The sequence below is a fragment of the Nitrogeniibacter aestuarii genome (genome assembly GCF_017309585.1).
Lineage (GTDB): Bacteria > Pseudomonadota > Gammaproteobacteria > Burkholderiales > Rhodocyclaceae > Nitrogeniibacter > Nitrogeniibacter aestuarii.
This window is the reverse complement of the sequence record NZ_CP071321.1, coordinates 1,985,967-2,008,969: the sequence shown is the minus strand read 5'-3', so window position 1 is coordinate 2,008,969 and position 23,003 is coordinate 1,985,967. Positions and strand designations below refer to the sequence as shown.

At 60.7% G+C, this 23,003-nt stretch carries 19 protein-coding genes; 12 read left to right on the top strand and 7 right to left on the bottom strand.

The features are described 5' to 3' along the window. Positions 1-34: 34 nt before the first annotated feature. Together J0W34_RS09275 and J0W34_RS09270 are read left to right on the top strand one after the other, a co-directional pair. Positions 35-751 carry an acetate uptake transporter gene (locus J0W34_RS09275; RefSeq protein ID WP_407941157.1) on the top strand — a complete coding sequence of 239 codons (717 nt, stop codon included), beginning with the start codon at positions 35-37 and terminating at the stop codon, positions 749-751. 21 nt (positions 752-772) lie between these two features. Then, positions 773-1,327: a cache domain-containing protein gene (locus tag J0W34_RS09270; protein WP_230971474.1), complete on the top strand. Its 555-nt coding sequence runs from the start codon at positions 773-775 to the stop codon at positions 1,325-1,327. 222 nt (positions 1,328-1,549) lie between these two features. Here J0W34_RS09270 and J0W34_RS09265 read toward each other — a convergent pair whose 3' ends face one another. After that, the gene (locus tag J0W34_RS09265; protein WP_230971473.1) at positions 1,550-2,440 is read right to left on the bottom strand and encodes a LysR family transcriptional regulator; all 891 of its coding nucleotides are present in this window, start codon (positions 2,438-2,440) and stop codon (positions 1,550-1,552) included. 99 nt (positions 2,441-2,539) lie between these two features. Between J0W34_RS09265 and J0W34_RS09260 the strand changes: the two genes are divergently transcribed. The 3 genes from J0W34_RS09260 (at position 2,540) to J0W34_RS09250 (ending at position 4,826) form a co-directional block, all read left to right on the top strand. Then, a complete protein-coding gene (locus J0W34_RS09260; protein WP_230971472.1) occupies positions 2,540-3,757 on the top strand; it encodes an MFS transporter in 1,218 nt (405 codons plus the stop codon). Between the two features lie 81 nt (positions 3,758-3,838). After that, positions 3,839-4,306, top strand: a complete 468-nt coding sequence (locus tag J0W34_RS09255; RefSeq protein ID WP_230971471.1) for a hypothetical protein — start codon at positions 3,839-3,841, stop codon at positions 4,304-4,306. Between the two features lie 4 nt (positions 4,307-4,310). Continuing rightward, positions 4,311-4,826: an ankyrin repeat domain-containing protein gene (locus J0W34_RS09250; protein WP_230971470.1), complete on the top strand. Its 516-nt coding sequence runs from the start codon at positions 4,311-4,313 to the stop codon at positions 4,824-4,826. A 225-nt stretch (positions 4,827-5,051) separates the two neighbouring features. On the opposite strand, the gene J0W34_RS09245 is transcribed toward J0W34_RS09250, so the two are convergent. Further along, positions 5,052-6,083: a cytochrome-c peroxidase gene (locus J0W34_RS09245; protein ID WP_230971469.1), complete on the bottom strand. Its 1,032-nt coding sequence runs from the start codon at positions 6,081-6,083 to the stop codon at positions 5,052-5,054. Positions 6,084-6,633: 550 nt separating this feature from the next. Here J0W34_RS09245 and J0W34_RS09240 point away from each other — a divergent pair. After that, the gene (locus tag J0W34_RS09240) at positions 6,634-7,299 is read left to right on the top strand and encodes a hypothetical protein (RefSeq protein ID WP_230971468.1); all 666 of its coding nucleotides are present in this window, start codon (positions 6,634-6,636) and stop codon (positions 7,297-7,299) included. A gap of 363 nt (positions 7,300-7,662) precedes the next feature. Here the strand turns inward: J0W34_RS09240 and J0W34_RS09235 are convergent, their stop codons facing one another. The 3 genes from J0W34_RS09235 to J0W34_RS09225 all read right to left on the bottom strand — a co-directional run bounded on the left by J0W34_RS09235 (position 7,663) and on the right by J0W34_RS09225 (position 11,625). Then, positions 7,663-9,069, bottom strand: a complete 1,407-nt coding sequence (locus J0W34_RS09235; RefSeq protein WP_230971467.1) for a hypothetical protein — start codon at positions 9,067-9,069, stop codon at positions 7,663-7,665. A gap of 656 nt (positions 9,070-9,725) precedes the next feature. Next, positions 9,726-10,769, bottom strand: a complete 1,044-nt coding sequence (locus tag J0W34_RS09230) for a nuclease-related domain-containing protein (RefSeq protein WP_230971466.1) — start codon at positions 10,767-10,769, stop codon at positions 9,726-9,728. 340 nt (positions 10,770-11,109) lie between these two features. After that, positions 11,110-11,625, bottom strand: a complete 516-nt coding sequence (locus J0W34_RS09225; RefSeq protein WP_230971465.1) for a hypothetical protein — start codon at positions 11,623-11,625, stop codon at positions 11,110-11,112. Positions 11,626-11,732: 107 nt separating this feature from the next. Between J0W34_RS09225 and J0W34_RS09220 the strand changes: the two genes are divergently transcribed. After that, positions 11,733-12,758 (top strand): helix-turn-helix domain-containing protein, encoded by a 1,026-nt coding sequence (locus J0W34_RS09220; RefSeq protein ID WP_230971658.1) that lies wholly within the window; start codon positions 11,733-11,735, stop codon positions 12,756-12,758. A 202-nt stretch (positions 12,759-12,960) separates the two neighbouring features. Here the strand turns inward: J0W34_RS09220 and J0W34_RS09215 are convergent, their stop codons facing one another. Continuing rightward, positions 12,961-13,344, bottom strand: a complete 384-nt coding sequence (locus tag J0W34_RS09215) for a DUF2195 family protein (RefSeq protein WP_230971464.1) — start codon at positions 13,342-13,344, stop codon at positions 12,961-12,963. A 552-nt stretch (positions 13,345-13,896) separates the two neighbouring features. On the opposite strand from J0W34_RS09215, the gene J0W34_RS09210 reads away from it, so the two are divergent. From J0W34_RS09210 to J0W34_RS09195, 4 genes are all read left to right on the top strand, one after another. Then, positions 13,897-15,456 carry a hypothetical protein gene (locus tag J0W34_RS09210; RefSeq protein WP_230971463.1) on the top strand — a complete coding sequence of 520 codons (1,560 nt, stop codon included), beginning with the start codon at positions 13,897-13,899 and terminating at the stop codon, positions 15,454-15,456. 224 nt (positions 15,457-15,680) lie between these two features. Beyond that, the gene (locus J0W34_RS09205; protein WP_230971462.1) at positions 15,681-17,684 is read left to right on the top strand and encodes a methyl-accepting chemotaxis protein; all 2,004 of its coding nucleotides are present in this window, start codon (positions 15,681-15,683) and stop codon (positions 17,682-17,684) included. Positions 17,685-17,815: 131 nt separating this feature from the next. Continuing rightward, the gene (locus J0W34_RS09200; RefSeq protein ID WP_227814817.1) at positions 17,816-18,649 is read left to right on the top strand and encodes an aldo/keto reductase; all 834 of its coding nucleotides are present in this window, start codon (positions 17,816-17,818) and stop codon (positions 18,647-18,649) included. A gap of 217 nt (positions 18,650-18,866) precedes the next feature. Continuing rightward, a complete protein-coding gene (locus J0W34_RS09195; protein WP_230971461.1) occupies positions 18,867-20,099 on the top strand; it encodes an NAD(P)/FAD-dependent oxidoreductase in 1,233 nt (410 codons plus the stop codon). A gap of 396 nt (positions 20,100-20,495) precedes the next feature. Here the strand turns inward: J0W34_RS09195 and J0W34_RS09190 are convergent, their stop codons facing one another. Beyond that, positions 20,496-22,163 carry a COG3904 family protein gene (locus J0W34_RS09190; RefSeq protein ID WP_230971460.1) on the bottom strand — a complete coding sequence of 556 codons (1,668 nt, stop codon included), beginning with the start codon at positions 22,161-22,163 and terminating at the stop codon, positions 20,496-20,498. A 336-nt stretch (positions 22,164-22,499) separates the two neighbouring features. Between J0W34_RS09190 and J0W34_RS09185 the strand changes: the two genes are divergently transcribed. Then, positions 22,500-22,991 (top strand): ankyrin repeat domain-containing protein, encoded by a 492-nt coding sequence (locus J0W34_RS09185; RefSeq protein ID WP_227814820.1) that lies wholly within the window; start codon positions 22,500-22,502, stop codon positions 22,989-22,991. Positions 22,992-23,003: the final 12 nt, after the last annotated feature.

Genomic DNA, 23,003 nt, shown 5'->3' with positions numbered 1-23,003 from the left:
AGTCATTGCACAAGCACATTTCGCACGCGATTGATTGATCTATATTCGAAACGCATTTATCCGGAGCCCCTATGATCCCCGCGTTCCCGGGCGCCGGGAGGCAAAAACCCGCGTCACAGACACCGGCGCTGCGCCCTCGAACACAACAACGTCATATGTCACACACAATTCGAGGGAGAGCAGCATGCAAGAACAGAAACAGGGCAACCCGGCCGTCGTCGGCCTGGCCGGTTTCGGTCTCACGACTCTGGTCCTGCAGTTCCACAACGTGGGCTGGATGGGCATCGGCCCGGTGATCTGGCTGGGCCTGATCTTCGGCGGTCTGGCGCAGATGATCGCCGGCCTTCAGGAGAAATCCACCGGCAACAACTTCGGCTATTGCGCCTTCACGGCCTACGGCGCGTTCTGGATCTCGCTCGCGCTGCTGCTGATGGGCAACCATTTCAACATCTATGTCTCCAGCAAGACCGACATCGGCTGGTTCCTGGTGGCGTGGACGCTGTTCACGGCGATTCTGTGGATTGGCTCGATGCGCATCCACGGCGCGCTGGCAACCACCTTCACCCTGCTGCTGATCGGTTTCGTTCTGCTCGACCTGGCGCACTTCGGCTACCCGGAGCTGACCGTGGTGGCCGGCTACGAGCTGATGGTGACCGCGCTGGCGGCCTGGTACATCATGGCCCACCTGATTTTCGCCGACGTGTTCGGCCGCGACGTGCTGCCCGTGGGGCGCCCCTGGATCAAGGCCTGAGGGTCGAAAGAGGAGATCATCATGAATACGATTCGCAAGGTTTCAATGCTGCCGCTGGCAGCGCTTACCGCCACCGTCACCCACACAGTGGCACTGGCGGACGACGGCACCGCCACCCCCGAAGAAGTGATCACCAAGGTCTGGGGGGCGGCGAAGTTCCTGCAGACCAAGGGCGTGTCGGGCATCGCGGCGCTGAACAACGCCGACGGCCCGTGGGTTTGGAAGGACAGCTATGTGTTCGCCTTCGACTGCCGGCTGGACCGGATGGTGGCCCACCCCATGCGCCCGGACCTGGTCGGCCGGCCGATCCTGCAGATCACCGACAACAACGGCAAATACCTGTTCAAGGCACTGTGCGAGGCCGCCGAGAACAAGCACGGCGGCTGGGTCGACTACATGTGGACCAAACCCGGGGCCGGCAAGGTGTCGCGCAAGATCAGCTACGCCGCAACGGCTGATCTGGCCTTCTCCACCGGCATCCAGATCGCCGCCGGGGTGTATGACGACGCGCTGACGGTCGAGGCCCTCGACAAGATGACGGCGAAGATGGCCGACCCGGGTAACTACACGCCCTGAGCGCCGCCGGGCCCATCGATACGCAAACCCAGGGGGTCAGAGGCCGCCTTTCACGTCAAAGGCGGACGGCAGGACTCTGCCCCTGCCTGGGCACACAACGCGCCCCGGGCGCAAACCGCATTGGCAACGCGGACGGGAATCGGAACCTGTCTTGTGCCTGTGTGCCTCTGGACGATTGCGCCGGGTCGCCATGCTCGCCCCGCGGCAAAGACGCCACCGGCCTCAAGTGTCGTCGGCGCCCAGCGGGAGGTGTTCCCGCAACAGCGCAATGAACGCCTTTGCCGCCGGAGAAGGCGCCTTCGGCCACGCGGCATACAGGACGCGCTTGGGTGCGTCCCGCACGGGCACCGGGACAACACCACGCAGATTCGCTGCCACGGATTCGGGCACCAGTGCGGCCGCCAATCCACGTGCCACAAACTGGGCGATCAGCTCCAGGTGATTGACCTCGAAGCGGACTTGGCGCGCCACGCCCACGGCCGCAAACGCCTTGTCCGTCTGACGCCGGGCGCTGCTGTCGCGCGGAAAATCCACCAATGACATGTTGGACAGACTCTCAAGGGTCAGTCGCTTGCGTTCGCTCAGCGGGTGCCCCGGCGGCAGCAGCGCAAGCAAGCTCTCCTGAGCAAGTCGCAGGTGCGTCACGCCATCGAGCCGCTCGCCCTGCCACAAGCCGACAAAGGCAAGGTCCAGACGCTCCAGGTGCAACTGCTCCAGAAGCTCTTCGCTCCCGCGCTGAACCAAGCGAATCTCCACCTCGGGGTAACGGGCATGGAAAGCCGCGATCAACGCCACGATGTCGAGGTGACCGAGCGCACTGATCGCACCGATCGACAGGTGCCCGCGCACCTGCCCGGTCGCGGCTGCGACCTCCTCCGTAATGCGGCGGGCCGCTTCGAGCGTGGTGTAGGCCTGTCGTACAAAGGCCTCGCCTGCCGGCGTCAGGCGGACACGACGCGACGTGCGCTCGAACAAGGCAGCCCCCAGCTCTTCCTCAAGGCGCGCCACCTGATGACTCAAAGCAGACTGCACCGTGTGGCACCGGCGCGCGGCGCGCGTAAAGCTGGATTCTTCCGCCACGGCCAGCGCGAACTCGATCTGCCTCAGATTCATGATCAATCTCATATCGCGATGTATTTGATGACAACAATACATTGGAGTCATTGATCGGATTGCGCAAGACTGCGAGCTCTTCACCCCAACGCCCAACCCATGAACACCAATCGTCCATCTGACTCGGCCACCGCGCTCCCCAGAGGCCTGCTATGGCTCATGGCCGTGGCCACCGGCCTGTCCGTCGCGAGCAACTACTACGCCCAGCCGCTGCTACCCACCATCGCAACAAGCTTCGAAGCCGCCGATACGGCCGTAGCGGGCATCGTGACCACCGCACAACTGAGCTACGGCGCCGGCTTGCTGTTGCTGGTCCCGCTGGCGGATCTGCGTGAAAGACGAAGCCTGATCGTCGGTCTCATGCTGCTGGCCAGCGCAGGATTGCTCTTGAGTGCGACCGCCACACAGCTGCCGATGCTGCTGGTCGGAACTGCCATCACCGGATTCTGCTCGGTGGTGGCACAAGTCCTCGTCCCCTTTGCCGCCACGCTTTCGGCGCCCGAACACCGCGGGCGTGCGGTCGGCACGGTCATGAGCGGCCTGCTGATCGGCATCTTGCTCGCACGCACCGTAGCGGGTGGGTTTTCGTCCCTCCTTCACTGGCGCGCGGTGTACGTGGTGGCCGCGGTATTGATGATGTTGTGTGCGGTGGCCTTGCGACGCGCCCTCCCCCGATATCGCGCCGACGCAGGTATCGGTTACACCGGCTTGCTGCGCTCGGTCATCCAGTTGTTCTTTCAGGAGCGGGTGCTCCGCGTGCGTGCGCTGCTCGGCATGATTTCGTTCGCCCTGTTCAGTCTGTTCTGGACACCCCTGGCCTTTGTGCTCACAGCCCCCCCATATGGCTACTCCGACGCCGTCATTGGTCTGTTCGGTCTGGCGGGTGCTGCAGGCGCCCTTGCGGCCTCGTGGGCGGGACGACTGGCCGATCAGGGCAAAGGCGCCACCGGTGTCTGGCTTGGGTTGCTGGGCTTGCTCCTGGCGTGGCTGCCGCTGGGCTACGCTCAAAGCTCGCTCGTCGCACTGCTGATTGGCGTACTCATGCTTGATCTGGCAGTACAACTGGTGCACGTCAGCAATCAGAACGCCATCTACGCGCTGGATCCCAACGCCCGCAACCGCCTCAATGCCGGCTACATGACCTGCTATTTCATCGGCGGGGCTACCGGCTCATGGCTGGCCGGTTATCTCTATGCGCACGCCGGCTGGCCGGGCATTGTCGCCACCGCAGTGGGGATCGCCACGCTGGGTATCGTTGTCGGCCTGACGGGCTTGAAGCGCCCCGCCCCGGTTGAAGTCCCCACTGGCCATCACTGACACGTGCCGTTGAAACCTGGCTTGAATTCACGACCCGATGCCATTAGCATTCCAGCCAAATTAACCAAGGCAGAGCGCACCATGGGAAGCATCCTTGTGAACGTACCGGACATCCCGGACACCGATCTCATTTTCGATGAGATGGAAACCCGCCGAATTCTCAAGTTCTTCTGGCCCGATCTGGCCTCGAGAATCGACACCCTCAGCATCGACAACAACGCACGCCGCCTCGCGCAGACCGCACTCATTGCGGCCGTAGACGGTTCCTATGCCATGGGCTTCGTCGAGGCGCTCCTCAAGAGCCTGTCGCGACCCAGCAAGTCCCTGTCGACTTTCGGGAAAAAGCTCGCACGCAACTTTGCCCGCCACCAGTTCAAACACGCTACTCAGACAGACCTTGAAGACGTCCGCATCTACGAGAACGTTCGCGCCGACATTGCCAATGCACTCAAGACCCGATTCCATCTCGTTCTGGATGGTGTCGCCCTGAACCGCGTGCCCTTCCCCTTCGCGCTGCTACAACAGACGTCCGGCTTCGTCTGGAGTTGAATTGATGAAGCGATTCCTTGCCTGGGGCCTTGGCCTCATTCTTGTCGCGGCACTGGGTGTCGGGTTCCTGCTCGTTCGCGCAACGCGTCAGCACGACCCGGCGTACCTCATGTCCTGCATGGAGGTCGAAAAGCCCCTCATGGCCTGGGTGTGCGAGCAGGTGTTTTATCGCGACGAATTCAGCAAAGAAGACATCGCCGAGCTCAATCAAAGCGCCGGCGCACGACTGGTGACCGTGCTCACCGGGCCTGAACGCGCGGATCATGCGCTGGACCGCCTGATTGCTGCAGGGCTCGAGATCGACGCACGCGACACCCGCCTCAATCACATGACGGCCCTGCACGCCGCCGCCATCGAAGGCAACACCGACCAGATCAAACGCCTGCTGGCCCACGGTGCAGATCGCAGCATCAAAGACGACACCGGTCGAACACCGGTCGACTACGCCCGCGAGATTCAGGCGAAAGCCTCCGACCAGAGCGCCTGGCACGAAGTCATCAGCCTGCTGGCCGTGCAGTAACCGCACAAGCGAGATCTGGCCAGCGGGTAGCGACGCCGGACACCCCGCACAGCCAGGCCGTCATCACCGGCGACGCATATCGCAACGGGAATCCGCTCTGTACGTGTGTGCCATTTGAGGCGCACGAGCGCTGACCAATCTGCCATCGCAGCAATCCAGACGCAGCAAATGAAAACGCCCCGAAATCGGGGCGTGTTTGCTTAACGCTCAGACACCGTCCGGCACTTACTCCACCAGATCCCCCGGCGTTGCCGGCAGGCGCGGCATTGTCTGGTCGGGGAATTCACCGTTCAGCGCATCCAGAAACGCCACGATGTCGGCCACGGTCGATGGGTCGAGATCGACGTTCAGTTGCGTTTTTGCCATCACCTTCACCGCATCGTCCAGGCGCTTGACCGCGCCATTGTGGAAGTACGGCGCGGTGTAGGCGAGATTGCGCAGGGTGGGCACGCGCCACATGTGCTTGTCTTCCTCCTTGCCGGTCGATGCAAAACGCCCCGGGTCCTCATCGAGCTTGAAGCGCGCCACATACGGATTGTCGGCAAAGGCGGGAAAGCGCATGAGGTTGGCCTGGCCCATCGGCAGCGTTGGCCCATTGAAGGCCGCGCCAGCATGGCATGCCCCGCAGCCCGTCTCGGCAAAGGCGGTCATGCCGCGCACTTGCTGGGGGCTGAGTGCGCGTTTGTCGCCCCGCACGTAGCGGTCGTAGGGGCTGTTGGGTGTGATGAGCGTGCGCTCGTAGGCCGCAATCGCCTTGCCCAGATTCTCGACCGTGATGCTGTCACCGGCACCAAACGCCTTGGCGAACAGGGGCGCATACCCGGGAATGGCCTTGAGACGGCCCACCGCCGCCCCCAGATCGGCCATGCCCATTTCGACCGGATTCGTCACCGGCCCCACCGCCTGCGCTTCGAGTGTCGCGGCGCGACCATCCCAGAACTGGGCCGAGTGATAGGCCGCATTCCATACCGTTGGCGCATTTCGCCCCCCGGTCTGACCATGCACCCCGATGGAGACCGGCCGGTGATCGTCCCCGCCTTCCATCACGCTGTGACAGGACGCGCAAGAAACGGTACCGGTCGACGACAGGCGCGGGTCGTGGAAGAGCGTTTTGCCCAGCTCGATCTTTGCTGGCGTTTGCGGATTGTCTGCCGGAATCGGCGGCTGCGCGGGCAGCGCCTGCCAGGCCGAGGCAGCATGCGCCCCCGCGCTCACGGTGGCAGCGAGGATGAGCGTAGTGAATCCAAAGTGTCGCATTGCGGACTCCATTCGGGTGAATTGATCAGGAACAGCGCACACGGGCTGCAGCGCGGACAAGTCCGTCGCAGCTCGACACGGCTTGCAGATCGATAGTCGAATGGAATTCTTAAGGAATGCTTAAGCACATCGGGTATGCAATATGCAGAAACAAAAGCGCAGATCGATCCGCCAGCGAGAAATCGACCCAACCGAATCCGGCAACTGGGGCGGCCCCTACACACGCCAGGAAGGCGTCCCCCATGACCTGGGCGGCGGACAACACGTTCTGGCCGAGCGTGAATCTCATCGATGATGTGTATGGGGACCGGAATCTGTTCTGTGCTTGTGTGCCGATGGAGGCTTATGAGGACTGACCGGTCTTCAATAAGAAAACAGAAACGCCCCGACATCGGGACTTTTTTCATTTAATACTTAATAGCGCTGAATAGCACCAAGAGCAACCTCCCAGTCCGGCGAATATCACAATTCTAAATAACCTCAATCAGACACTTGTACTCCGTGAGATGCGTGCTATCTTAGAAAATGCCAATCGTATATCGGAATCGTCATGTCTCAGACCCGTGAAGAAATAATTCTATTGCGAAATCAAAGGCTATCATTCCTAAAATGGAAAATTGCGAGTGTAGGCGCTATATTCGCACTTTGTTTTAGCACCCATTTTGATTTCGGCCCCTCAAACATGCGCGAATACGCCATGTCATCAATCCCACTATTATGTCTGTGCATTGATGCGTTATGCACAGACATATCGCTTCGCATTCATTTTCTAGGACGATTTCTAGAAAGCTTAAAATTCAAAAACATCAAAACTTACTCAACCATAGAGGAAGCCAAAGACTTTGAATTGTACCTTGTAGATAACATACTCAAGCCACAACAAAAATTCATCGACTGGAAAAAAGCCAAAGAAAATGTTCTCACCGCCACAAAAAAACTGCTGACAAGAGACGGGCTTATTTTCTTTGAACTAGTATCCATTTACTACAGCTCCCTTGGGCTCGGGGCGATGGCCCTACTTTCTTCGTTTGCAGCAAAAAACAACGACGACTCTTGTTATACACCTCAGCTCGTTGTTCTTACCACACTACTTTTTTGCATGTATGCAACCTGTCTATTAATAAGCCAGCTCGATCTCCGACGCCACAAAATGAACGAAAGAGCGAGAATGATAGAGGCAGCGGAAACCATAACCCCGATCTACTACCGACCATAGAGAAACAACATAAACTATCGTCTTAGAATTCTTAGACCGACACAGCCAGGCGGACGTATTCGCCGACTGGGATCGCCCCTGCAACAACCAGGAAGGCGTCTTCCCCTGCCCTAGGTGGCGGACAACACGTTCTGGCCAAGCGCGAATCGCCTAGATGATGTGTATGGGGACCGGAATCTGTTCCGTACTTGTGTGCCAATGTAGGCTTATGAAGACTGAGCAAACCTCGAACTCAGCAGATAAAAACGCCTCAAACTCGGGCCGTTTTTATTTTCATATTTATTGTTGTTAAAAACACATTCAAGCAGTATTTTGAACAAAAACATGAAATTACGTAAAACATAAAAAACAACTCACGAGGAACTAAAAGATAAGATTGTTTATGTCGCTCGCAATATTCTTTCCCGCCCTGTGATCACTACTCGTTTTGGGCAGAGTAACCGTGTATCGCCCATCACCTTGAAAAACCAATTTATAGTGCTTCCCTTCTTCAGACAATGAGAACCCCAGTCGATTCAAAGCTGTACGCGTTGACGAATCCATATCTCGATAGGCCCGAAATAAATTCTTTATCTCTTCCTGATTTTTTTCACTACCATTCAAAGTCTTGTTCTTCGCCAAGAGATCCGCAAGAACATGCTGCCGACGGCTACCTTCTCGGGACAACCTATATGCTTCCCGTAGCGCAGCGATGACAATTTCACGAATCTCGTTCGTATAGAGATCTTGCTCTTCGCCCGCTGAAATAAATCCTGCACTACAAGAATCAACCGATGCCGAGAGCCGTCGAATTTCAGAATGCAATCGAGATATTTCTTGCTCCGCTTCAATTAGCTTTTCATCCTTGGCTGCCTGCTCCGCCTCAAACACATCGACGTATTCTTGAAGTTCCGTTGATCCCTGAGACTTCAGCAACTCGTATCGATTCCGGGATATAGTTTCTTGGAGATGACCCCAAGTACATGTTGATCTCAGTCGGCGATTAGCGAGAGCAAGCCTGATGTCTTTTGCAATTTCAAGCTGCATTGTTCTTTTATCAACCTTACCATCGTCAACGAAATATGACTTCTTGGCATCACTTTCAGGCCAATAAACTCCAACGGTGCCGCCAAAAGCGTTTTTTGATGTCGTAAGGTTTTTTACTTGATATGAAAACTCTCTGCTAGGCTCGACTATTACATGTGCCATTCCAGAAACGTATCGAGCGAGCTCACTAGGATCAACAAGAAGCATGCCGTCAAAACCGCAACTTACATACACTATCGGAAGTTTGTTTTTTGCTAGGCCTTTTATAAGAGCTGCCGCGACTCCCGCCTCGCCTTCTGCAAGTCGAATTGGCTTATCAGACACGGGAATCTCGCCATCCATGCCCCCTCCGAGATTATCGAGAGCCTGACGAATAAAATATGGTTTTTTAGGTGGAGGAAGCTGAACCGCAGTACTCATCGCCTCGCATGAAACCTGAATGCTAAGAAGATGTTTATCACTTGTCTTGTGCGCAACAATTGTGGTCGTCCACTCCAAGCCATCCTCTGTTCTAACGTAACGCATACCTCCCACTTCGTAACCTTGAGGCCGCACAATTGCGACGGTCACTTCTTCACCTGGCGCATTCACTTTTCTCTCAGAGTCAATTGGGAGATCAACCAACTCACTATCAAGGATCGCCGTATGAGGGCTACCAGAGATCCATTGACAGGCGAGGCGAACAACGTCGGAGACACTGCGTTCAGCATTAATTGGAAATTCAGTCGAAAAGTTCGTTGTCATGGCTATTATCTAGTTTTAACAATCGGTTTGCGGCAAAGAAATCAATCAGGAATATGTCTTGAATTCCAAGTTCTTCGCATCACTAAAGTGATACAGCTAAGGTGCTTCGGCGCCTTCATCGCGACGGCCCGTTACATCCCGATGCAATTGTGAACAACTCTACACACACCACCTCACTCCCGAAAAGTGACCCACTTCACAGACACTACCCAACCGCGTATGTCATGAAGCCCCAACATACGGTGCTTTCCGCCGCACACGCTCAAGAACGTCATACCCTTTCCGTATGCCCTTCATCCTTCCCCACGCACATTTTTAAGCGCGAACGCTTACTTACTTACTTATGAGGGTCAGGTCTTGCGTTCCAACATCACCCATTCTGAGAAAAATCTCATCCGCCTTGGCCGTGAGCCCACTATCGCTATGGAAAATCGCCATTAATCAATGACAGTGAACAGTCCCGGTACGGCTATCCTTGTGGCAGCACTGCCCCGGCGGCGAATTCTTGCGGCAACCACCCCCATGGGCGAGCACGGTGTTTCCTATGAAGACAAGAGTGATTCCCAGCAGAAGCCGCCTGATATTTTTCATCTGTTCATCTCTCAACAACACGGGCGCGGTCGTTGGCAGCCCTCTGGTTCATTTGCACTCAAGCGCTATTCGTTACAGAAGTACAACACGCTTGAGCCACACGCTTCACACTCACGATAGAACCGGGCGCCGGCCTTTCTGAGTCGCTCTTTGTGGCCTTCCACCCCACAGCCAAGTTTGATTGGTGTATTGCCGCCACAGGCCTTGCACTTGAAGTAGTAGCCATAGCGGCCGTATTCGATTGCCAGCATGTCGCTGCTGCAATGGCGGCAGATAAATGCAGCCTTCGGTGGACGCTCATCATCGATGGCGGCGCCGGCTGGTAAAACGGCTTCCACCGTTTCCACAAGGGCGTGTTCTGCCGCTTCTGCTTGGACAGCGGCTGGTCGCTTGGCATTAGCCAGGCCGAACTTGGCGACGTAGTTGATTTTGGTTGGGCGATGGTAGCGAGCAATTTTTTTGCCGATCTCTTCGACCGAACCAATGAATTTGGCTTTGGCGAATCCACCGAGCACGTTGAATACCCCGGCGTTTTCGAGGTCTTTTTCCAGCGCGGTCAAAAACTGGTCGGCTTTCACTACCATGGACGAATCGAAAACCTTGGAGCGGATCACGCGCGCATGGGGCGCGACGAGTATCAGCGATTTGATTTCAGCTTTCGGCAGACCGATTTCTTCCATCTTCCGGGCCAGCACCAGCGCGTGACGCTGGTTCTGCTCAATGGGTGATGGAAAGCCTTCGTAGGTTTTGTTCCAGTCGTTCCAGCGCAGGAATTCACCTTCGTCGGTGATTTTCAGCCCGTGGTTGAAGTGCTTGGTCTCAAGGACGTAGAAGCGGTAGGTGTGGTGAATGAGCAGATGGTCAATCTGCGCCACACGGCCATCAGCCAGCTCCAGGCGCAGATCATGGATGACAGCGGTTCGTTTGCTGTCTTTCATGTAGAAGTCGATGAGGTAGGCGGCTTCAGCCTCCCCCTTGATGCCGGCCTTGATGAGGCGGACTTCTTTTTCGACGTGCTTGACCTGCTTGTCCGGCACCCGGCCGGTTTTGAGAAGCAGTTCGAGCTGCGCAATCGACGACGCCTTGTCGTCGGCATTCTTGAGAATCATGCCCGTTACATCGTGATGCAATTAGGGTGACTCTACACAGCACGTGTCACTGAGGCCAAGTGACCTAATTCACAGACGGATTCCTGCACTTAAATTTGGTGCAAGAATAACGAGTGAACGCACCAAGAACGCCCGCCTGCTCTACGTGGGCATGACGCGGGCGCGGCGCTATCTGGTAATGGCGGCGTCGGAGAAGAATGAATTCACCGAACGGATTGTTGACGCCGAGGCGGAAGCGGCCTGAGGCCGTCGGCGGCAGGCTCGCGCAGTGGCGCGCGCCAGTGGGGATGACGATGTGGGGAAACCTCGGGGTCTGCCCCCGGATCTCCCCAACGGGCGCTCAACCGTTCTGGACCCGGTAGTCCCCGTCTTGCGCCGGGGCATTGCCGTGCCGGGCGGCATGCCGGTGCGGCAGCGTCGATTTGAGCACCAGTACCGCCGCCTTGCCGAAACCGTAGCTCGTCAGCAGCAGGCTGGCGTAAAGATAGACGTTGAACACCGTATTGCCGGTGCTCGAGGGCGCGAAGCTCTCGTGCAGCGGATCGACGCTCGGGAACATCGCCATGAGGACGAACAGGCTGGAATTCGTGAATGCGCCGACCACAATCGCCCAGCGGACGTGCCACGGCAACCACACGCGGGTGGCGAAGAAGCCGAGAATCAGGGCGCTCATCAGCAGGAAGTCGATGTGCCCCTGCAGGACCCGGGCCGGCCGCCCCGGAAAGATGGACTTCAGCAATCCGACCTCGTTGTAGAGCCCGACCAGAGTCCAGGCCAGCGCGAGGGCCATCAGAATCCACAGACAGGCGCCGCGAAGCATCATGATGTTGATCGTGTGATTGGTGTCTCGAGACATGGCGTCCGCCTCCTTGGTTGTCACGATGGCATCGAGCCTATGACACGCCGCATGCGGTCGGCTATTCTCAAACGGTGGATTTTCTTGACCTGGACGGTGTGCGTGCGATGAACCGGTCGGCTTCGCAAGACATGGACGAGTGGCGACAAGACAGCCTGGCGCGGCTCGGTGGCCAGCGCTTCTGCACCGCGCAGCAAAGCGCCCCCCACCGTCTGGAATGGCTCAAGGAGGTCATCGGGCGCGAGTACGCCAACGTCGAGATTACGCCGCCGAAGGACCGCCGGCTGTACAACGACATGTGGATCTACCCGGGCCGTCACGGCATGCGGCTGTCGCCGATCCGCTCCAACCCGATCGTTCTTGAGCGCTTGCCACAAGAGCCGTCGGAAGCCGCGCAAGACTGCTATTTCGCCGTGGTGCTGACCGCAGGCCGTTACCGCCTGGCGCAGGGCGGGCGCGAGGTGTTTCTGAAGCCCGGGGAGATGAGTTTCTACGATGCCACCCAGCCCCATCGCATCGAGATTCCGTCGTGCTTCTCGAAGATCCTGATCTCGATTCCCCGCGCGCTGCTGCGGCAGCGGGTTCGAAACCCCGGTGATCTGACCGCGACGCCCATCGGTGGCGGGCACGGCATCGCCGCGGTGGCCTCGACGCTGATCCGCTCGACCGCGCAGCACCTGGGCGAATTGGGCCAGGCTCAGTTCCTCGACTTGTCGGAACAAGCGCTGGACCTGTTCGCGCTTGCAATCAATGACGCCAACCCGCAACCCGAAAACCTTTCCAGGCATCGTGGCCTCGCGCTGGCGCGGGTCAAGCAGTTCATTGCCTGCCACTTTGCCGACCCGCAGCTCGATGCCGCCGCGATCGCCCACGGCGTGGGGCTCTCTGCGCGCTACATCAACGAGTTGTTCGCCGCGGAGGGCACCTCGACGATGCGCCATCTCACCCGCCAACGCCTTGAGGCAAGCCGTCGCCAACTGGCGAGCTGCCTGCGCGCCCACGACTCGGTGACGACGATTGCCATGGGATGCGGCTTCAACAACATGGCGCATTTCAGCCGTGTGTTTCGGGCGGCCTATGGCGTTTCGCCCGGCGCCTTCCGTATGGGAAATCGCCCGAACGCAGGTGGCTGAGGGGCGGGTCCGGGGATAGAACGGGGTCTGCGGCATCAGCGGGAGTCAGCGCTTGCATGCCGGCATCGAGCCCCGCGTCAGCGCGGTTGATGGCGAATGAGGCTTCGCTCAAAGGCCTTTTCGGGCGCATCGATACGCCCGGCCAGCGGCTGGCGTCGCCCGCACACGCGCGACGGCGCGCAAACGCAATCGCCAAAGGTGACTACGCGCCTGAACAGCTCAGTGCCACCACCACCCCTGTGGCGTTGATGACGCTGCGCCCATCCCCCAGCACGAGGGATTTGAGGCCACCGGTCTTGAGCGCCACTTCCCCGCGTGGAAGCCGTTGTTTGCGCTCACCCCGCGTGGCGATGGCGTGATAGGCGGCCATAGCCGATGTGCAGCCGCATTCGCCGATGGATCGCGCGAGGGTGACGTCGGCATCGAGGACCGCCTGGCCGCGTTCGAGCCGCATGCGCTTGGGTTCGATGCTGAGGCAATCGGCCAGCGCGTTATCAATACCGGGCAAGGGAACACGCTTGCCCGCCACGGCCGTGCTCGCCGCAATGGCGAGGACAATACTGAAAAGAAGTCGAGGTTTTGCCACTGAAAAGCGCCCTCCATGGTGCAATGGGCCTGTACGCCGCACCCACGAAGCACGACGTCCCCCTACGCTAAGGAAGCACGGGCTTTCTGGCAAGCAAAAATTCCAATGGGATGGCGTGACAGGCCGGTGGACCGGGCTTTCCGGCGCGCAACCTGTAGCGCGGAGTCGCTGCAATCTCGATCCGCCCGGACGGCCCGCCTCCTGCAGCAGACATGCGCCGATCAATCGGCCTCCTTTCCATCCAGCCATTCGGCCTGACTGACACGGGTCGTTGATTTGCCCGGGCGGGGTCGCCTGGGCGTGCCGGGCCGTCTGGCGGCTGCCTGCCGGCGAGACCCGAGCGGCGCCGGGCTGTGCTCGCGGCTTGATTTGAGCCCGAATTCTGACCGATACGCCCGAATCATTTGCCGATGCTCCGGTTCTGCCCCGGGTGCAGGAACCTGCCTTATTGCAACTGCACAAAACCGCTACTCGATTCGAGTACGCGTGGCTGGCCATGACGACGTGGCTGGCACGGCGAATTTTCTGACGCAACTGCAAAGGTAGAAACCCATGAAGACTCAACACACGAAACTGCGCCCCAAGGCGCTTGGCCTCGCCCTGTCGATGGCCGCGGTTGGCACCATCGCCCTGACCAACGTGGCCAGCGCCGCGCCGGAGTCATCGCCCAAGTTCCACAAGTCGCATCTTGAGCAGATCAAGACGGCGTTCAAGAACCGCAAGGGCCGCGGTGCGCATGAGTGCGCCCGCCCCCAGGCCGGCGACACGCGCAGCGTTCGCCAGCTGCGCCGGCGCGGTGACGTTGCGCCCCTGCCGCTCGATCTGTGCGACCGCATTGTTGAACTGGAAAAGCGCCCGCACTCTCAATCGCCGCTGACGGTGTTTGCCGAGGCCGACGAGCCGAGCCTGCTGTTCCGCTACTACCTGCTCGACACGACCGAGTTCGAAGCCAACCCGTTCACCGGCCCGATTGCCGGCATCAACGACCAGGCCATCCAGACCGGCGCAAACACGGCGAACGGCGGGCTGCCCACGGTGGGCGCGGTGCGCATGGTGTTCGAGCCGAAGGAAGGCCTGCCCGGCGACCCGCAAACCGCCGCCGACCCGGCTGCCTTCGTGGACATCTTCACCGACATCTCCGGCCTGTTCGTGATCAACAATGAAGCTGGCTGGTACGAAGGCTGGCTGATTCGCGACCTGACCGTGCCGACCGTAATCGCCGAGCTGGACGCTCAGGGCGTCAATCCCTGGGGCACCATGACCCGGGCCGACTACGATGCACTGCGCGCCCGCTCCGCCGAGGGCGCCAACAAGCCTGGCGACATCTTCACGCTCGACGGTCAGGCGGTGCGCTTCCCCTCTGCCGAAGACAACTTCGCCAATGGCGATCTGGGCAATACGGTGGGCTTCCCGGTAAGTATCGGTGCCTTCAACTCGCTGCAGCAGAGCGACGTGCACGCCTACTGGGAACTGAACCCGGGCACCAACTGGACCTTCCCGCTCTATGAGCTGCCATTCACCGGCGGTCTGGACGGACGCCCGGCGGTGGAAACGCCGTCCATCGTGCCGCCCTCTGCCGATGCGCTGCTCTCTGATGACATCCCGGTGCGCATCATCGACGAACTGCGCCGAGCCGCGCTGGGCGACAATCCGCTCGACCCGCGTGACCCGGACCGCACCGAAGACGAGGTGAACTTCACCCAGGCCGAGAGCCGCAACCGCTTCATCCCGAGTAACGTGGCCAACGAGATTCTGCTCGACGTGTTCGTGCGCACCGAATCGTTCGCACCGGGTGTCGGCCTGCCGACCCGTCTGTACATGGCCTACCAGCATCAGGTGGCCAAGTTCGACGCCAATGGCGACGGCGCCATCTCGTTTGGCGAAGCAAGCATCCTGCGGGAGATCCCGAACGGCACCGAGGTGCTGACCGGGCGCGATCTGTACCTGTCGGCCAACGACTTCAACCGCTTTGCCGTGACCCGCGAGATCAACGACGGTCTGCTGGCACCGCGCTTTGCGCCCAGCCAGCGTGCCTACGTGGCCTCCGGTTTTGCCACGGCGATCGAGGGCGGTATCGAAGCCTCCGTCAATCGGGATGCCGACGACCGCTGAACGCGGCACGGATTCACTCTCATCTCTTCTTTTCAAGAGCCGCATCTGCGGCTCTTTTTTTGCCTGACGGAAAGCACGCCTGGCGCGCTGCACCCTCAAGCCGGGGCGTTTTCTGCCGACATCAGAGTCAGAACAATGCATCCAATGCAGGTGCAGCCGCGGCAGCCGCGCGAGGGAGAGTTGCTCGCTTTGGAATTAGACCAAGAGCACTCTGGAGAGAACAGATGGGCCATACCGGAATCCGGCTCACCATCGGTCAGAAAATGATCGTGGTGTGCATTGTCGCGCTCGGCGGCATGGGGATGATGCTTGCGCAGTTGGCGAGCGAGAGAATCAAGGAAGTCGAAAGACTTGACCGACAGACGACAGGCGCCGCGTATTCATCGGCCCTGCTCGACATCATTGTCCCGGCGCAGCGTTTTCGTGCGTTGCGCAGCGGTGTGAGCTTTGGCGACGACGACGCCGAAGAAGCCACCGTGGTGGCACGCGACAAGGTTGTCGCGGCACTTGAACATGCCCGGGCCATGAGCTCCGAGCACGCGACCCTGGCAGCGGTGTCGCCATCACTCGATGAGCTGGCCGAGCAATGGCCCGCGGTGAGCGAACCGCCGGGTGCATTTGGCGGGGGCTCGACGCCCGCGCAACAGAATGCCTGGCTCGACAGCGTCATGCAGCACTGGTTCAGCGCCGCCCAACTGACCGATCTGGGCAACACGACCGACACCGAAACGCGCGCGCTGGCCGATGCAAGCATCCGGATCATCCCGCCACTGATCGAGTACACCAGCCGCATGCGGGACCTTGGCTACTCGATGGCCGAGAATTTTTCAGACGATCCGGACAAGCTCGCTCAGTTGGGTGGTGCCATGGAGCTGTCGTCCGCCCAGATCAAGTCCCTGACCGAGATCGAACACCTCCTTGAAAGTAGCGCCCCGGCGCGAGCAGAACGCCTGGCACCGGTGTTTTCTGCACTGTATGAGGGGTTCGCCGAAACCACCGAGCGCATTCGCGGGCGCGTGATCGAGGGGAACTCGAACATGGTGGGCGCAGGCGAGATCGGCGAGAGCGCGAATTCGACATTGCATCAGGCAGTGGTGCTGGCCACGGAGCTGGCGAAAGAACTTCAACTCGTGCTCGACGCACACCGGGCAACCGCGCGTACCGATCTTGTGCTCAATGTCGGCCTGGCCGTCGGCGCGATCGTGCTCACCCTCCTCGTCATGTGGGCGATCGGCCGCTCGCTGCGGCGATCGATCCAGCGCATTTCCGAGAGTGGCCGCTTGATGGCCAGCGGCGATCTCACCGTGCGCATCGACGATCACAACAACGACGAGATGGGGCAGATTGCCAATGCGTTCAACGCCTTGTCCTCGTCGCTGCGCGAGCTGATCGACCAACTGCAACGCGGCGCCACCCGCGTCTCCCAGGCGACCGAAAACATGGCCACCATGTCGGCATGCGTGGGCGAATCGTCGCGCCGTCAGAGCGCGTCTGCACGTGAGGTGGCCAACGCCGCCGAGCTCTTGTCGACCGGCAATGCCGAGGTTGCCGACCATGCGGCCGACGTTCAGGTTCAGTCCTCCAACAGTCTCTCCGAGACCCGTCGGGGTCAGGAGGCCGTCAATGCGGTGGGCAATCAGATGAATGCCGTTCGCGAGGCCATCGAGCAGATCAGCGAAGCGACGTCTGCGTTCGTGGAAAGCGCGGGCAACATCACGAAGATGACCGGCCACGTACGCGAAATTGCCGAGCAAACGAACCTGCTGGCACTCAATGCGGCCATTGAAGCGGCGCGTGCCGGCGAACAGGGGCGTGGCTTTGCCGTGGTGGCCGACGAAGTGCGCAAGCTGGCCGAGAAGTCGGCCCAGGCCGCCAACGAAATCGATCAGGTCACCCGTACCCTTACCGAGCGCTCGGAAAGCGCCAAGTCCGTCACGGCCAACGGCATCAGCGCGATCCGGACCACCCAGGAGCGCATGAGCGATGTGAGTGAAGCCTTGTCGGTGGCCGGCCACGCGGTGGGTGCCACCGCAGAGGGCATGGACGCCATCACCGATGCGGTCAACCGGCAGAAAAACACCGGCGACGAGATCGTGGGTGCCGTGGACCGGATTGCGAGAGAGGTCGAGCAGAACAGCACGGCGATTCAAGCGCTGGCCGACAACGCAAGTCAATTGCGCGACCTGGCCACGGAGCTGGCGGGCACGACCAGTCGTTTCCGGATCTGACCGCCCCGATCGGGCGTTGGCGGCGTATCCTCAGGCATCGGAGTCACCGCACGCCCGACACCACGCCGCCGCATTCGCGCAGCGAAGCAACCGCCAACAGCGGGCGTGCTTGATCAGGAGCCATGTCGGACATGCGCAGTATCGAATTTCCCGACGGCGCCCGCGTCCCCGCCCTTGGCATGGGCACGTGGATGATGGGCGAGCACCCCCACAAGCGCGCCAGCGAGATCGCGGCGCTTCAACGCGGCATCGATCTGGGCATGACGCTCATCGACACCGCCGAAATGTATGGCGACGGCGCATCGGAAGCCCTGGTGGGCGAAGCGATTCGCGGTCGGCGCGACGGGCTCTTTCTGGTGAGCAAGGTCTATCCCTACAACGCCAGCGCCACCGCCATGCCCGAATCGTGCGAGGCCAGTCTGCGCCGGCTCGGGGTGGAGTGCCTGGATCTTTACCTGCTGCACTGGCCCGGGCGCGTGCCGCTGGATGAAACCGTGGCCGCCTTCGACAAGCTGCAGGCCCAGGGCAAGATCAAGCGCTGGGGCGTGAGCAATTTCGACGTACACGACATGCGCGCCCTGCTCGGCGCCCCCGGTGGCCTTCGCTGCGCCACCAACCAGGTGCTCTACAACCTTGGGCGGCGCGGCATCGAGTGGGATCTGCTGCCTTGGTGCCGGCAGCGGAACATGCCGGTGATGGCCTACTCCCCCATCGAGCAAGGCCGCATGCTCGATCACCCCGGCCTGTGTGATCTGGCCGGCTCGCTGGGCATGACGCCGGCCCGGCTCGCCCTGGCCTCGCTACTGCATCAGGAGAGCATCATTGCCATCCCGAAAGCCGGAACACCCGCCCATGTGGACGACAACTTCGCCGCCACCCGCACCGCGCTGGATGCCGACACGCTGGCTGCCCTCGATGCCCTGTTTGCGCCACCGCACGCGGCCAGCCCCCTTGACATGCTCTAGGCCGCAAAATGCTGCGCACCTGACAGGCGATGACTAAGCACGACGATGGTGCTTTTCGCGGGCAGGCTTCGTGCACTACAATTTTCGCCAGCAACAGCGAACCCCGGCTTCAGGCACGGTGTGCCAAGACAACAATCACTCGCCCGGGGGCTTTGAGGAGGGGGAAGTGACAGGTCGACATCCGGCCTGTTTCTTCTGACAAAGGGAGAGACGACACATGAAATACGTGCTGATCGGCGCGGGCCCTGCGGGCGTTCGCGCTGCAGAGACCTTGCGCCAGCAGGACCCGACCGGGGAGATCACCCTGGTGAGCGGCGAGCCGGGCGAGCCTTATGCCCGCATGGCCATTCCGTACATTCTCAACGGCGACATCCAGGAAAGCGGTGCCCACCAGCGCAAGACGGCCGGTCATTTCGACGAATTGCGCGTCAAGTACCTGAACAACAAGGCGCTGCAGGTGCATGCCGGCCCCGATGGCGGCACGGTGGATCTGGATGACGGTACGGTGCTCGACTACGACCGCCTGCTGGTCGCCACGGGCTCGTCCCCTTCCCTGCCGCCGCTGCCGGGGACCGACCTGCCCGGCGTGGTCACCTGCTGGACGCTGGACGACGCGCGCACCATCGCCGCCAAGCTCGCGCCCGGCACGCGGGTCACCATCATCGGCGCCGGCTTCGTCGCCGGCGTGTGCATGAAGTCGTTCCTGCAGCGGGGTGTCGATCTGACGGTGATCGCCGGTCGCGCGGGCCAGATCCTGCGCACCATGATGACCCCCACCGGCAGCGCCATGATCCAGCGCTGGCTCGAGAGCAAGGGCGTGAATGTCATCACCAAGGGCAAGACCGAGCGCATCGAGCCGGGCCCCAAACTGGTCATGGACAACCAGACCATTGAATCCGACCTGATCATTCTGGCCACGGGCGTGAAGCCCAATGTGAGCTTCCTGGAAGGCACCGGCGCCAATATCGACCAGGGCATCGTGGTCGACGAATACATGCAGACCAGCGTTCCGCACATCTACGCCGCAGGCGACGTGGCCCAGGGGCGCGACTTCTCCACCGGGGGCTGGGTGGTGCACGCGCTGCAGCCGACCTCGACCGAACACGGTCGCGTAGCCGCCATGAACATGGCCGGCCGCAAGCTGCCCTACCGCGGCAGCCTGTCGATGAACGTGCTCGACACGGCCGGGCTCATCTCCCACACCTTCGGTATCTGGCAAGGGGTCGAGGGCGGCGAGATGGTCGAAACGGTGGACGAAGAGCGCAACCTCTACACCCGCCTGTGTTTCAACGATGACCGCATGATCGGCGCCATCACCATCGGCAAGCCGAACCATGTCGGCGCCATCCGCGGGCTGATCCAGACGCGCCGCAAGCTGGGCGAATGGAAGGACAAACTCAGCAAGAACCCGAGCCTGGTGATGGAGGCGTTTGTCGCGCTGGGGCATTGAGGCACTGACGCACGACGCTTGCCCGTGAAAATCGGCCCTGCGGGGCAAAACCGTTCAGTCAAGCGAATCCGAGCCTCATGGACGGGTCGCTCCCTCCCCTTCAAGGGGAGGGTTGCGGTGGGGATGGGGTGAAACAGGGCTGCTCAAACCCCATCCCCCTCCTGACGTCCCCCTTGAAGGGGGAGGAACCGTGCCGTAACTGAACGGCATTAGGCCCTGCGGGGCCGATTTTCTTTGCTGGCCAGCGCCCGGATGCACGCCTCACCGGTCGGCCGCAGCCTCGTGGGGGGCTGGCAACGCCTTCTTGACCCCACTGCGCCCTGCGAGTCGAAGGCCCGACGAACCACGCCCGAGAACAAGCGATCTTCGCTGCCCGTTCGCGAGCGCGCGCGGCCCTCAACTGTCCATCATGTACCGGAGCAGAGCACCGCGTCGTGCCGGGTCGGGAATGCTCAATATTTCGCTATACAACCCGATGATGGCCTTGCAGTAAGGCGCTGGCGCTGCGATCTCTCCGTTCCCCAGTTGCTGGATCACTTCCACGCTGTGCGGGTCGCGTGCGCTCAAGCGCTCGAAAACAGCCTCCAGATCCGCCTGGACCTCAGGCGTGTAGTCGAAGCCCATCGGATGGGTGGCAGCACCTTCGATCAGTTGAGCGAGCGCGTCGAGATCGGCCTGCTTGAGTGCCATCGGCATGATGCGATCCACATCCACGGGTTCGCTCGCCATCTGCGGCATCAGGAAGTTGAAGCACAACTGGGGGTCGCGCTTGAACAGGAAATTCATCTCGTCGAGCTGTACCTGCCAGTAACGCACAAGGGGTCCGTCGGGCGCGGTACGTACATAGGCCGGCACCATCACGTCGGAGAAGTAGATCCGTGTGCGATGGGTGATTTCCAGCAATGGCAAGCCGGCTTCCAGACCTTTCGAGATCTGGTCGCGCAAGGCGGCGAAATTGTCCGGATCGAACCGCTTCATGGCGGCCATTGCAGGCAGTTTGAGCAGGTCGGCCTCCAGGCGATCGACATCCTGCCAGCTCGCCACACCGGAAATGCCGAACCGGTTGCGATCGACCACCGCATGCACCACACGCGCGCGCTTGAGTTCGTCATGGGAGGGAAACCACATGTCGTCGGGCGGGGTTTCCACCGACTGTTTGGCGAAGTAGCGCGGAATCTTTCGCGCCTCCATGGCTTTGAGCACCGGCGCATTGAGTTCGTCGGCATCGGCCTTGATATCGCCCAGGGAACTGGAGTGAAAGCCGAGCTTCGCATCTTCGCTGATGTAACGCTCTTCCCCTCCGAGAAACGCGATCGCACATGCGCTGACGCAGACGGACGAGGTGTACGTGGTCACCTTGTGCTGCTCGAACAGCCGGATGAGCTGCAGCGCCTCGCCGATGCGCCCGCCGAGGCTGTTCATGTGGACGACGCGAATCCCCGGATATGCCTCAAGCTCACGGCGCACGGCCGCCGCCGTGCCGAACGGCATGCCGCCTGTCAGTTCGAGTTCGGTGTCCTGATTGAACCGGCGCAGTTGATAGGCCGGCATGGTGTCCTCATTGGTGATCATGCGGGAGGCCATGCGCAGAATCGGAATGCCGGATCTCGACATATCGACGCCGACCTTCAGCACGCCAAAGCCGACCATGATCATTGCAATGACGGCCCACCCCCGGGACCCGCCACGCGAGGTGTGCTTTCTCGCCGACCGGAAGATGCCCACGAGTTGCCAGACCGTGATCGTCAGCACGAACAGATACGCGAAGGCGATGTAGTAGCCGGCGGCCATCGGTGTCATCACCGAGACGTTGTCGCTCGATTTCATCGAGCTTGAAATTGCGCCGATCACCAGCGTCAAAAGAACGCCGAAAACCCAGTAGGACACGCCCAGTGAGTAATCGCCCTTCCAGTGCCTGACGATCGGGTTGCCCGACGGCGCAGGCTCGTGAGCCGTTTCAACCGGTTCGTCCGGGTCGTGGGGGGCGTGGGTGAGCAAGGCGCCGCAGGCCTTGCAGATGTACTCTTCGGGCGGGCGTTCGGATTCACATTGGGCGCAATACAAGACGGCTTTCTCCGTATCCGCCCGGGCCGGTCACGCACGTCAGGCGCATCGGAACGCCTGAACCTGCGAGCCGGCACCATGACGCATGGGCAAGACTTCGTTACAAATCGATTCAATCCGGACGATTGTAACCACCCTTCCCCATTGCATCCGAGTGACATATTTAACTGACCGGAGCAGACGGATGCGGCCGGGCTGGATCGCGACAGGACGAAAGCCATCGGGACAATGGGCCGTGAACGCACCACCCGGCGGCTGCAGGAACCGAACTCCGGTATGCTCGGCCACTGTCTGTTCAAGCCCATCCTCTGAATGAAACGCGCGATATACCTTGTCATGGCCCTTGCTCTCGTTGCCATTGCGGTCAGCTTCGTCGTGGCCGGCTCGATTCGCTCACAAGGCATTCCGCACCTGCTGGCCTGCATGGATAACGGGCCGGTACCGGTGCGGTGGGCGTGCGAGCGTTCCTTCTTTGGCAGTTCGCTCTCGGACGACGAGCGGGTGGCATTGAACAGGCAGGCTGGCGCCCAGTGGGCCAGCATCATGCGTGACGCCGGAGAGGCGCAGGCGGTATTGAACGAACTGCTCGCCCAGGGGGTGGATATCGACGCGCGGGATCTGCAGGTCAATGGCATGACCGCCGTCCATATTGCGGTCGTCAGCCCCGACGCAGATCAGCTATCACGACTGCTGCGCCACGGCGCGAACCCGATGCTCAGGGATCTGACCGGGCGCCTGCCGATCGACTATGCCCGTCAGGCAATGGAAGTGCATCCAGACGATGCCACCCGGCTGCGGGTCGTCAAGCTGCTCGAACAGCGTCGCTGACGCGGCCAAACC